The 12,183-nt window shown below is 72.9% G+C and carries 10 protein-coding genes; 9 read left to right on the top strand and 1 reads right to left on the bottom strand.

Annotated elements, in window-relative coordinates; genetic code table 11:
- Positions 1 to 90 precede the first annotated feature (90 nt).
- The 4 genes from J2X68_RS04155 (at position 91) to J2X68_RS04170 (ending at position 6,292) form a co-directional block, all read left to right on the top strand.
- Positions 91 to 741 carry a helix-turn-helix domain-containing protein gene (locus J2X68_RS04155; RefSeq protein ID WP_310431047.1) on the top strand — a complete coding sequence of 217 codons (651 nt, stop codon included), beginning with the start codon at positions 91 to 93 and terminating at the stop codon, positions 739 to 741.
- A gap of 311 nt (positions 742 to 1,052) precedes the next feature.
- A complete protein-coding gene (locus J2X68_RS04160) occupies positions 1,053 to 2,237 on the top strand; it encodes a glutamate--cysteine ligase (RefSeq protein WP_310431048.1) in 1,185 nt (394 codons plus the stop codon).
- 99 nt (positions 2,238 to 2,336) lie between these two features.
- Positions 2,337 to 4,121 carry an N-acetylglutaminylglutamine amidotransferase gene (locus tag J2X68_RS04165; RefSeq protein ID WP_310431049.1) on the top strand — a complete coding sequence of 595 codons (1,785 nt, stop codon included), beginning with the start codon at positions 2,337 to 2,339 and terminating at the stop codon, positions 4,119 to 4,121.
- Positions 4,121 to 6,292 carry a S9 family peptidase gene (locus J2X68_RS04170; RefSeq protein WP_399039244.1) on the top strand — a complete coding sequence of 724 codons (2,172 nt, stop codon included), beginning with the start codon at positions 4,121 to 4,123 and terminating at the stop codon, positions 6,290 to 6,292. Before J2X68_RS04165 ends, J2X68_RS04170 begins: the two co-directional genes overlap by 1 nt.
- Before the next feature lie 25 nt (positions 6,293 to 6,317).
- Here J2X68_RS04170 and J2X68_RS04175 read toward each other — a convergent pair whose 3' ends face one another.
- Positions 6,318 to 7,103, bottom strand: a complete 786-nt coding sequence (locus J2X68_RS04175) for a helix-turn-helix domain-containing protein (protein ID WP_310431050.1) — start codon at positions 7,101 to 7,103, stop codon at positions 6,318 to 6,320.
- Positions 7,104 to 7,324: 221 nt separating this feature from the next.
- On the opposite strand from J2X68_RS04175, the gene J2X68_RS04180 reads away from it, so the two are divergent.
- The 5 genes from J2X68_RS04180 (at position 7,325) to J2X68_RS04200 (ending at position 12,118) form a co-directional block, all read left to right on the top strand.
- Positions 7,325 to 7,990 carry a DUF4097 family beta strand repeat-containing protein gene (locus tag J2X68_RS04180; protein WP_310431051.1) on the top strand — a complete coding sequence of 222 codons (666 nt, stop codon included), beginning with the start codon at positions 7,325 to 7,327 and terminating at the stop codon, positions 7,988 to 7,990.
- Positions 7,991 to 8,001: 11 nt separating this feature from the next.
- Complete coding sequence (locus tag J2X68_RS04185) at positions 8,002 to 8,979, top strand: ATP-binding cassette domain-containing protein (protein ID WP_310431052.1); 978 nt, start codon at positions 8,002 to 8,004, stop codon at positions 8,977 to 8,979.
- Complete coding sequence (locus J2X68_RS04190; protein ID WP_310431053.1) at positions 8,976 to 9,767, top strand: ABC transporter permease; 792 nt, start codon at positions 8,976 to 8,978, stop codon at positions 9,765 to 9,767. The genes J2X68_RS04185 and J2X68_RS04190 overlap by 4 nt, the downstream gene beginning before the upstream one ends.
- Positions 9,768 to 10,116: 349 nt before the next feature.
- Entirely contained in the window at positions 10,117 to 11,736 is a 1,620-nt protein-coding gene (locus J2X68_RS04195; RefSeq protein ID WP_310431054.1) for a M48 family metallopeptidase, read from the top strand.
- Between the two features lie 82 nt (positions 11,737 to 11,818).
- On the top strand, positions 11,819 to 12,118 hold the full coding sequence (locus tag J2X68_RS04200; RefSeq protein WP_310431055.1) for a hypothetical protein: 300 nt from the start codon (positions 11,819 to 11,821) through the stop codon (positions 12,116 to 12,118).
- The last annotated feature ends 65 nt before the right edge of the window (positions 12,119 to 12,183 follow it).

Here is a 12,183-nt window from a genome sequence, read left to right on the forward strand (position 1 = left end):
GTGGCCATCCGCCGCCATGACCGTTGCCAGGCTGGCAAACTTGCAGGACAGGTCGGGGGCGACGGCACGCGTTCGGGAGGTGCGGGGGCGATGGCAGGCGACGACGTGGCCGGGATGGCGGCGGCGATGGGTCCCCGGCTGCGGGCCGCCCGCGAGCGCCACGGCGCCACGCTCACCGGTGTCAGCCGGGCGACCGGCATCGCGCCGAGCACGCTCTCGCGGATCGAGACCGGCCGGCGCAGTCCGACCCTGGACGTGGTGCTGCGACTGGCGAAGGAATACGGGGTCTCCCTGGACGAGCTGGCCGGCATCGCCCCCGCCCCCGCGGCCGGGCCCCGCACGTCGTCGCCGCTGAGCTTCGGCGACGACAAGGCGGTGCTGCCGCTGACCCGCTACGTCGGCGGCCTGCATGCCCACAAGCACGTCCTGCCCGCCGCGGAGGAGCCGCGCGTAAGGCCCCGGCAGGTCTCTCACGAGGGCTACGAATGGCTCTGCGTGCTGTACGGGCGGCTGCACCTCGCCCTCGGTGACCAGGACCTCGTGCTGAGCGCCGGGGACATCGCCGAGTTCGACACCCGCACCGCCCACGGGGTCGCGAACGCCGGATCCGAGGGGCCTGTCGAATATCTGATCATGTTCGGACCGCAGGGAGAGCGTCTGCGGCAGCGCACCCCCGCGGCGCCCGGTCGCGGGAGCCACCGGCCGCTTCGCGCCCGGCCCGGCCGCGCAGCACAGCCGTAGGAGCCGCCGCGCCGGGCCCGTCGGTCCTTCGCCGGGGTGCCTGCCGGGCCCTCACCGGTACGCGCCGCGCCCTCGCCGGGCCTTCCGTGGGCCTTCGCGACGGCACAGTCGGTGAGGTCGGACGCGGCCGGAACCCGGATCCCACCAGTCATGTACCCGCTCATTCGAGATTTGCATAAGTCGCATATGCAATGTGCGCTTACAATTCGGCGTTCTGGTGACTCGAAGTGCCTCACCTGCCGTCGTGTGCGCCGGTGAGGGGCCCTTCGCCCGCGGCGAACAGCCGCTCCGCATCACCTCGAGGAGTGACCGTGAGCGTTCGTATCGGAGTGGAGGAGGAGTTCCACGTCCTGGAGGTGGAGAGCGGGCTGCTCGTGCCGCGCGCCAATTCGCTCCTGCGACGCCTCCCAGGGCATACCTTCACCACCGAGCTGCACCAGTCCACCGTGGAGTCCAACAGCCAGGTGCACACCTCTCTGGACGACCTGTACGCCGACCTCGCCGCCACGAGACGCACGCTCGACGCGGCCGCGTCCTCCCTGGGACTCGCGGTGGTGGCCGCGGGCGCGGCGCCGCTCGCCGCGGCGGCCACGCACCCCACGGCCGGAGCGCGCTACCGCCGTATGGTCGAGGACTACCGCACGGTCGCCGACGAGCAGCTCATCTGCGGCGCCCAGGTCCATGTGGACGTCCCCGACCGCGACACGGCGGTGCGGGTCATGTGCGCCGTCTCTCCCTGGCTGCCCACCCTGCTCGCCCTCTCGGCCAGTTCGCCGTTCTGGCAGGGCGCGGACACGGGGTACGGGAGCTGGCGCACCATGCTCTGGCAGCGCTGGCCCACCGCGGGTCCGGTCGGCTGCTTCACGAGCGCGGCCGAGTACGACGCCACGGTGCGCGACCTCGTCCGGTCCGGGGTCATCAGCGACGCGGGGATGATCTATTACGACGTGCGCCCCTCCTCGCATCTGCAGACGCTGGAACTGCGCATCTGTGATTCCTGCCCGCGCGCGGAGACCGTCGTGCTCGTCGCCGGACTGTTCCGGGCCCTGGTCACCGAGGCCCGCGAGCGGCTCCGCACAGGCGAAGCCCCGGCCTGCGACGGCCGGCACGAATGGCTGCGCGGAGCCTCCTGGCGGGCGGCCCGGTCCGGGCTCGAAGGCGGCCTGGTGGATCCCGAGACCCATCGGGAGGCGCCTGCCGCGGACGTCGTGCGCAAGCTGATCGCCCGGCTGCGCCCCGCGCTGGACGCGCACGGCGACGAGGAGACCGTCCGCTCGCTGGCGGAGGAGGCCCTGGCGGACGGCAGCGCCGCCCGCCGCATGCGCCGGGTCGCGGAGGTGGAGGATCTGCTGGCCTGCGTCGACATGCTGATCGCCGAGACCCGTGGCGAACGCGCGCCGGGCAGGGCGACAACCACGGGCCGCGGGCAACTTCCGCCCGCCACCGGCGTGACCGACCCGTCCCCCCGGTTCGCCCGGCCGCTGACCCGCAGATGAGCAGCGGCATGGTCACGGACGACCCCCTTCTCCACGCCCACCGCCCGGCACCCCGATGCCGGCGGTCGGCGACGCCCAATGAAACGGAGGCGGCAGAACATGTGCGGTCTGAGCGGGGAGATCCGCTTCGACGGTCACCGACCCGACCTGGCGGCTGTGGAGCGCATGAGCGAGCAGCTCGCCGACCGCGGTCCCGACGGCCGGGGAACCTGGACGCGGGGCGCGGTGGCACTCGGGCATCGGCGACTGAAGATCATCGACCTGTCGGACCTGGCTGCGCAGCCGATGACCGACTCCCGCGCCGGGCTCACCGGAGTCTTCAACGGCTGTGTCTACAACTACCGGGAGCTGCGCGACGAACTGCGGAGCCTGGGACACCGGTTCGCGACGACGTCCGACACCGAGGTGGTGCTCAAGGCCTACCGGCAATGGGGCATCGCCTGCGTGGAGCGCTTCTACGGCATGTTCGCCTTCGCCCTCGTCGAGCACCGCTCCGGACGTGTGGTGCTGGGGCGCGACCGGCTCGGCATCAAGCCCCTCTATCTGGCCGGGACGCCGGGGAGGCTGCGGTTCGCGTCCACGCTGCCCGCTCTGCTGGCCGCCGGTGACGTGGACACCTCGCTCGACCCGGTCGCCGTCCACCAGTACCTGAGCTGGCACGCCACGGTCGCCGCCCCGCGCACCGTCCTGCGCGGTGTGCGCAAGCTCCCGCCGGCCACCGTGCGGGTCGTCGAACCGGACGGCACCCAGCACGATCACCGCTACTGGCAGCCGTCGTACACGCGCCGGGCCGAGTACGCGGCGATGGGCGCCGACGACTGGCGCGACGCGATGCTGGACGCGCTGCGCACGGCGGTGCGCCGGCGGATGGTCTCCGACGTCCAGGTCGGCGTCCTGCTCTCCGGCGGTCTGGACTCCAGCCTGATCGTCGCGCTGCTCGCCCAGGCGGGACAGCGGGATCTGATGACCTTCAGCGTGGGGTTCGAGTCGGAGGCCGGTGAGGAGGGCGACGAGTTCCGGTACTCGGATCTGGTGGCCCGGGAGTTCGGTACCGACCACCGGCGGCTGATGGTTCCCTCCGACCGCGTGTCGACGGCCCTGGACGGTGCCGTCGCGGCGATGAGCGAGCCGATGACCAGCCACGACGTGGTCGCCTTCTATCTGCTGTCCGAGCAGGTGTCCAAGGAGGTGAAAGTCGTGCAGAGCGGACAGGGCGCCGACGAGGTGCTGGCCGGCTACCACTGGTATCCGCGGCTCGCCGAGGCCGCCCGCGCGGACGCGGCCGAGCGGTACGCCGACACGTACTTCGACCGCCCGCACGCCGACCTCCGCCGGGTCCTGGAGCCCGGCATGCTGCCCGGCGACGACGTCTCGGGCCGCTTCGTCCGGGACCACATGGCGGTTGCCGGAGCCGACACGGCACTGGACGCGTCCCTGCGTCTGGACACGCACGTGATGCTCGTCGACGACCCGGTCAAACGGGTCGACAACATGACCATGGCCTGGGGACTGGAGGCCCGGGTGCCGTTCCTCGACCACGAACTGGTCGAACTGGCCGCGGCCTGCCCGCCGGAACTCAAGCTGGCCGACGGCGGCAAGGGCGTGCTGAAGGCAGCCGGCCGGCAGCTGCTGCCGCGGGAGATCGTCGACCGTCCCAAGGGCTACTTCCCGGTCCCGGCGATCAGGCACATGGCGGGCCCCGTCCTGAAGCGGGTGCGCGAAGCGCTCGAAGCACCCGAGGCGCGGGGGCGCGGCCTCTTCCGGGAGTCCTACGTGTCCGAGCTCCTCGAGGCGCCCGACGAGCACCGCACCAAACGGGGAGCGAACGCGCTGTGGCAGATAGCGTTGCTGGAAATCTGGCTCCAGACGCACGGCATCACCTGATGGAAGGGCGCAGCGCACCGGCGGCCCTGCGCGGCGACCCGCTCGCCCCGCCGCCCTCCGGCGCCCGGTCGGCGGACGCGAGCGGTGCGGCCCCCGCCGCCCCGGCCCCGGCGCCGGTCCTCCTGCCCGAGGCGAGCGGACCGCGGGACGCCGTGGTACGGCTGCGCAGTCACGGCTGCTGGTATCCCTCCGCCGGTCCCGACGGCCTCGAGGCGGCCTTCATCTGCGACCGGGGCGGCGTGCCCCAGCTGTGGGCCGGGCCCGCGGACCGGGGCGAGGTGCGGCTGCTCGACTCCCTGCCGCACCCCGTCAAGGAGGTGTCCTGGTCGCCGGACGGCCGCTGGATCGCCTACACCACCGCACCGGGCGGCGGCGAGCACACCAGGGTGCTGTGCGTACGACCCGACGGCACCGGCCGCCGCATCCTGGCCGGCGCCGACCCGGACAGCACCGCCCACCTGGGCTGCTGGGCGCACGACGGCTCCGCGATCGCCGTGACGCTCGCCGCGCCGGACGCCCGCACCCCCCTCGACGGGACGGGTCCGGCCCGCGCGGACGACGTCCTGCCGGCCAACTGGGCGGACCGGGACGGCCGGGCGACCCTCCTGGGCGGAATACCGTACGACACCGTCCGCGGCACGGGGTGGACCGTCACGGCGGCCGACGCCGAGCAGGCTCCGGCGCAGGCGGTCCGATCCGACGGCGGTCTCTCGGCCTATCTGATCGATCCCGACGGTCTGGCGTCCCCCGTACTCCTCGCCACCGAGACGCACGCCGCCACCCTGCGGGTGTGCGACATCAGCCGTGACGGCAGGCTCGTGCTGCTGCGGCGCGGGCCACGGGGACGGCGGGAGGCGGTCGTCCGCCGCACGGAGGACTCGGCCACGACCTGCACCGTGCCGGTCGCCGACGGCGACCCGTGGATCGGACGCTTCTCACCCGACGGGCGGACGCTGTGGCTGCGCAGCGACGCCGAACGCGAGTACGCGGCGCTGCTCGCCGTCGCCCTCGGCGCCGACGGCCTGCCGCACGGCACGTCCGTCATGGCGGAACGGCAGGACAGCGACCTCGACCTCCTGGCGTTCTCCCACGACGGCCGGACCGCCGCGCTGTCCTGGAACGAACGGGGCGAGAGCCGGCTCGAACTCGTCGACCCCCTCCCGACGCGCCGGGCCCCGTACGGCCCGCTGCCGACGACGGCCGTTCCCCTGCCCCACGAGGTCGTCACCCGCGTCGAGGCGGCCGGGCCGCGCGGACTGCTGCCGGCGCTGTCCGGGTCGCAGCGCCGGCCCGGCGTGTGGTGGGCCGCCGAGGGCGTGTCCCTGACGCGCACGCCGTGGTCCTCCCGTGACGAGGACGCCGTCGCGCCGGACCGCTCGCCCGTGCGGCCCGTCCTGCTGCGGCTCACGGCACGGGACGGGCTGCCCCTGAGCGGCTGGTACTACCGGGCGCCCGGCCGGGCCGCCGGTGACCCCGCGCCCTGCGTGATCCACCTGCACGGTGGCCCGGAGGAGCACGAACGGCCGGTCTTCAACCCGCTGTACCACGAGCTGACGGGGCGGGGCCTTGACGTCTTCGCCCCCGACGTCCGGGGCTCCTCGGGGCACGGCAGGTCGTTCGTCGACGCCGACCTGGGCGCCGGGCGCTTCGCCGCGCTGGACGACGTCGCGGACTGCGCGGCCCACGCGGTGCCCGCGGGCCCCGCCGACCCGACCCGACTGGCGGTCATGGGCCGCTCGTACGGCGGCTACCTGACCTTCGCCTCCCTCGTCCACCACCCGGATCTGTTCCGCACCGGCGTCGCCGTCTGCGGGATGTCGGACTTCGCCACCTTCTTCGCCGGTACGGAGCCGTGGCTCGCCGAGTCGGCGGCCCACAAGTACGGCCATCCCGAGCGCGACCGCGAACTGCTGCGGGCGCTCTCGCCGATGACCCGCATCGACGCGCTGCGCGTTCCCGTGCTCGCCGTCCACGGCGAACACGACACCAACGTTCCGCCGGGGGAGTCCGAGCAGTTCGTACGGGCGGCGCGCGACCGCGGCGTTCCGGCCGAGCTGCTCACCCTGCGCGACGAGGGGCACGACTTCCTGCGCGCGGACAACCGGCGGCTGTTCCGGCGAGCCGCCGCGGACTGGCTGGAACGCCACCTCACCGGCCGGACCGCCCGGTAGCCGCTCTCCGCCACCACCGGCACGGTCACCGGCGGCCGTGCTCCCTGGGCGCGGCCGCCTCCCCGCGCCCAGGAGCCGTCTCGGTCGCGTCGTCCGCGGATGTCCTGGCTTTCGTGTGGAGGACCTCGCGGGCCTGCTCCGCGGCGCGGGTTATGCCCTCGGCGACGAAGTCGACGAAGCGCGCGATGTTCTCGAGGCGGGCGGCGGCCGGAGTGCCGGAGCCGAGGACCCCGACGCCCTGCCGGGCGGCCTCGGCGAGCTGGGCGCTGGAACGGGCACTGGCGATCGTCGACTGATAGAACACGTCGTCGTCGACGAGATAGCGCTCGCGGCGGCGCTCGTCCCGTTCCCGGCCGATGAGGCCCTGGCTCTCGAGGAACGCGACCGCCTTGGAGACGGACGCCGGGCTGACCTCCAGGCGCTGGACGAGCTCCGACGCCGTGAGGCTGCCCGCGTCGGTGGTGTAGAGGCAGGTCAGCACCCGGGACATCATCTTGGGCAGCCCCTGTCCCATGAGCAGGGTCGTGAACATCTCCTCGTACTCGCGGACGGCGTCGGCGTCCCGTCCGTGGGCCGGCGCGGGCGCCGCCCCCCGGGGCGTGGCCTGCCTGCGCCGGTGGGTACGGCGTTCGGTCGCGTGGTGGGCCAGATCGGCCCGGTAGGCGGTGGGCCCGCCGTTGCGCATCACCTCTCGGGTGACCGTCGACGTGGGGCGGTCGAGACGTCTGGCGATCTCCGCGTAGGCGAGGCCGTCGGCCAGTCCCAGCGCGATCTGCTGGCGTTCCTGCTGGGTGAGTCTGCCTCCCGGCATCGCGGTCTCCTTCGTGCTCCGTGGAGCCCGCAGCATAGCGTTCACTCTCCATCCATTGCAACGGACGCGCGGTGGGCGTTGCATTGAATTCCAAACCATTGCAACAATTCACTTGCCTTGAGCTGCACATTTAGCGATTGAGTGCAACGAGTCTGTTGATGCATCTGTGAATGCAACGTAGCTTTTCCGATGTCAGAAACAACGCACCGAAGGAGAGCACGATGCACAAGTTCGACACCGCCGCCCCGATCACCGCCGTCCTCGACATCCCCGCGGGGCGCATCCGGTTCATCGCCGCCGACCGCGCGGACACCACGGTCGAGGTCCTGCCCGCGGACGCCTCGAACGGCCGCGACGTGAAAGCCGCGGAACAGGTCAGGGTCGAGTTCGGCGGCGGCGTCCTGCGGGTCGAGGCCTCGGCGCAGCACCGGATCCTCGGCAATTCCGGAGCCATCGAGGTGACCGTCCGGCTGCCCTCCGATTCCTGGGTGGAGGCGAAGGCTGCCAGCGCCGAGTTCCGGGGCGTCGGACGGCTCGGCGACGTCGTCGTCGAGGGCCGGCACGGCTCGATCAAGCTCGACGAGGCCGCCAGCGTCCGCCTCACCCTCCTCGCCGGCGACGTCGCCGTCGGCCGCCTCAACGGCCCCGCGGAGATCGTCACCAAGAAGGGCGACATCCGGATCGCCGAGGCCGTGCGCGGCACGGTCATGCTGCGCACCGACGCCGGCGAGGTGTCGGTCGGCGCCGCCCGCGGAGTCTCCGCCTCCCTCGACGCCGGTACCTCCTACGGCCGGGTCCACAACGCGCTCAGGAACACCGACGGCACCGCCGGCCTGAACATCCACGCGACCACCGCCTACGGCGACATCGTCGCCCGCAGCCTCTGAGGAGCATCGTCATGACCGACCCGGCCATCGCCGCGAGCGCGCTGCGCAAGTCCTACGGCGACAAGACCGTCCTCGACGGCATCGACCTGACCGTTCCCGAAGGAACGATCTTCTCCCTGCTCGGGCCGAACGGCGCCGGGAAGACCACCGTCGTCAAGATCCTGTCCACCCTCGTCTCTCCCGACCGCGGCTCCGGCGAGATCCGCGTCGGCGGCCACGATCTCGCCGGCGATCCGCAGGCGGTGCGTGCGGCGATCGGTGTCACGGGTCAGTTCTCCGCCGTGGACGGGCTGATCACCGGCGAGGAGAACATGCTGCTGATGGCCGACCTGCACCACCTGTCCCGGGCCGAGGGGCGCCGGGTCGTGGCCGGGCTGCTGGAGCGCTTCGACCTGGTCGAGGCCGCGAAGAAGCCCGCCTCCACCTACTCCGGCGGCATGAAACGCCGCCTGGACATCGCCATGACGCTGGTCGGCGGCCCGCGGATCATCTTCCTCGACGAGCCGACCACCGGTCTCGACCCGCGCTCGCGGCACACCATGTGGCAGATCATCCGCGAGCTGGTCTCCGACGGCGTGAGCGTCTTCCTCACCACCCAGTACCTGGAGGAGGCCGACGAACTCGCCGACCGCATCGCCGTCCTGAACGACGGCAGGATCGCCGCCGAGGGCAGCGCCGAGGAACTCAAGCGGCTCATCCCCGGCGGGCACGTCCGGCTCCGGTTCACCGACCCGGCCGCCTACCGCAGCGCCGCCTCCGCACTGCCCGGCGCCGCCCACGACGACGAGGCCCTCGCGCTGCAGATCCCCAGCGACGGCAGCCAGCGCGACCTGCGCTCGGTCCTCGACCGGCTGGACACCGCCGGCATCGAGGCCGACGAACTGACCGTGCACACCCCCGACCTCGACGACGTCTTCTTCGCCCTCACCGGATCCCCCGTGCCGGTCCGGTCCAGCAGGCCCAACCAGCCCGAGGAGGCTGTCCGATGAGTTCCCTCTCCCTCGCCGTGCGCGACTCGTCCACGATGCTGCGCCGCAACCTCCTGCACGCCCGGCGCTATCCGTCGATGACCCTGAACCTGCTGCTGACGCCGGTGATGCTGCTGCTGCTCTTCGTCTACGTCTTCGGCGACGCGATGAGCGCCGGCATCGGGGACGGCGGGGCGGACCGGTCCGCGTACATCGCCTACCTCGTGCCGGGGCTGCTGCTGATGACCATCGGCTCCACCACGATCGGCACCGCGGTCTCCGTCTCCACCGATATGAGCGAGGGGATCATCGCCCGGTTCCGGACCATGGCGATCCACCGCGGCTCGGTGCTCTTCGGACACGTCGCCGGCAGCGTGATCCAGTGCGTGATGAGCGTGGCCCTCGCCGGGGCCGTCGGGGTGGCCATCGGGTTCCGGTCCACCGACGCCACGGCCCTGGAGTGGCTCGCGGCCTTCGGACTGCTCGTGCTCTTCGCCACCGCCCTCACCTGGATCGCCGTCGGCATGGGCCTGTCCAGCCCGAACGCCGAGGCGGCCGGCAACAACGCCATGCCGCTGATCTTCCTGCCGCTCATCTCCAGCGCCTTCGTGCCCGTCGACTCCATGCCGGGCTGGTTCCAGCCGATCGCCGCGTACCAGCCCTTCACCCCGGCCATCGAGACCCTGCGCGGACTGCTGCTCGGCAGCGAGATCGGCCACAACGGCTGGCTGGCCGTCGCCTGGTGCCTGGGCCTCGCCGTCCTCGGCTACTTCTGGTCGGCCGCGAAGTTCAACAGCGACCCGAAGTAGCGGTCATGACAGCGCGGGCCGCCTCCCGCACCCTGTTCCGCCCGAGGGCGGCGTACTCCGACACCGCGTCGGCGCACGCCGCCCTCCTCGCGTCCTGACCGCCGGACCGGGTGGGCGACATCACCTGGTTGGCGTCCCCGGCACAGGCGGACGTGGCCGTGCCGGCACTCGCTCGCGCGCCCCGCACCACCGCTCCGGCCCGCGGGAGGGCGGCGGGCTCGGGGGGACCGGCAGACCGTCCGGAAGGCCGGAGTAAGATCCGCGGGCGTCGACGGCCCGATGGGGCCGGCGCGGCCTGGGGGGTCTTTCGATGACGTTGCGCCTGCGTGCTCTTCACTCGCTCGTTCTGTTGGCCGGCTTCTGGCTGATGGGCGTGCTGCTGCTCGTCGTGATGGCGATGGCCGACTGGCTGCTGGTGACACGGCTGTTCACCGGGGAGAACGCCTGGGGCGGAGCCGTGGCCGTCACGATGACCTGGCTGGTCGCGGTGGCGATTCTGCGCGGCATGTACGCCTTCGTGCGAGCCGGGCGTCCGGGCTCGGTCTCCCACGCGGTGGCCGTCACCCCGGAGGACCAGCCCGAGCTGTGGGAGCAGGTGCGGGCCGCCGCCGAAGTCGCGGGGGAGCGGCCGCCGGAGGAGCTCTACCTGGTCGCCGACGTCAACGCGGGAGTTTCCGAACAGAGCCGTCTCCTGGGGCTGTTGGGCGGACGACGCCGCATGCTCCTCGGCGTTCCCCTGCTCGCGGGGCTGACGGTCCCGCGGCTGCGCGCGATCCTGGCTCACGAGTTCGGGCACTACGCCCACCTCGACACCCGGCGGCTCGGAGCGGTGACCATGCGCGGCCGGGCTGCGGTGCTGCACACGGTGGAGGCGTTCCATGACGGCAGCACCCGCCTGCATGTCGTGATCGGGTCGCTGTACGTCGGCTACGCCCGGATGTTCCTGCGTGCCTCGCAGTCCGTGGCCCGCCGACAGGAGTTCGCCGCCGACCAGGTCGCCGCCCGGCACGCGGGCCGCGACGCGACGGCTGCCGCGCTGCGCCATCTTCCGGTCCTCGGCGCCGCGTACGCCCACTACCTGGAGACCTACGCAGGGATGGGCGGGCCGTTGGCGGCGCTTCCGCCGGTGGGTCAGGTGCACGGCGGCTTCGCCCGGTTCCTCGCCGCCCGGACACAGGAGAGCCTGGCCGCGCTCGGCGCCGGGACACGTCCGCCACGGCCGCATCAGTACGACTCTCATCCGCCCACGGTCGAACGGGTCGCCCGGATCGAGAAGCTGCCCGCCGACGGCCGGCCCGACGGGTCCGCCGAGGAGCCCGCCGCGCTCACGCTGCTGCGCGACCGGGACCGGGTCTTCATCGAGCTGGAGGCACGCACACTGCCACCGGAGGCGGCGCAGCTGCGACGCCTGAGCTGGGACGACCTCGTCATGGCCCGCGCGCTCGCCGACGCCGAGGGCTGGGCCCGGCCCCTGCGGGTCGCCGTGGCGCGGGCGCTGCGCTCCGCGGGGCAGGGCGCGGACGGCGCGGCCCCCGGCCACCGGGACGCCGCTGCCGGGGGAGCGGCCGACGACGCGTTGCCCGGCCTGGAGGACGTGCTCGACGCGTTCGACCGCGGTCTGCTGTGGACGGCCACGGCCGACCGCATGCCGAAGCCCCATCAGGCGTCCCGGCTGGTCGGGGCGTCGGCGCGCAACTTCATCCGGCCCAGGATCTTTGACGGACTGGCAGGCATGGTGCACCTGCGCCTCGCCGAGTCCGGCCTCGCCACCCCGGACATCGCGTGGGCGGGGCGGCCCGGCCTCGCTCTGCCCGAGGCTTGGGAGGACGACATGGACGGCGCCCTCGACGCAGCCGTCGCCGACCGCCCCGACACCGCGCCGCTGCGCGACCTGCTCGCCGCGCACACGCCGGGCGGCGCGCGCCCGACCACCACCGTCCCCCGGACCCGGACCCGACCGGGGGAGTGAGATCGCGTCCCTGCTCCGACCGGCCCTGATCGTTGACCTGAACTATTGTGAAGGGTGATCAGCTGGTGAATGATCTCCTGTCGTGCCCATGATCCTCGCCGTCCTGATCGGCGTGCTTCTCGTCGTCCTCTGCGTCTTGCGCCTCACCCCGGTCCATGTCGACCGCTGGGTCAGAAGGCACTTCGTGGCATCCGCCTACGGCCTTCCGCCGCGAGAGGTACTCGACGACGGGCGTTCCGGCCCGCCTCCTCCGGCGCACCGGACACAGGAGAAGCAGGCAGTCGCCGACGCCGCGTGGCAGGGGGATTGGTCGGCGCTGTCCGCGCAGTCCCAGATCAGCGCCAGCCCCTCCCGGCCCGCCACGGGGTCGTCGATCCACTGACCGTTCCTCAGGCCGGGGTACTCGCCGGCGAGCGGGGCCGAGACGGCCGGACCGCATCCCGTCTC

Origin of the sequence: Streptomyces sp. 3330 (assembly GCF_031456635.1) — a bacterium.
Taxonomy (GTDB): domain Bacteria; phylum Actinomycetota; class Actinomycetes; order Streptomycetales; family Streptomycetaceae; genus Streptomyces.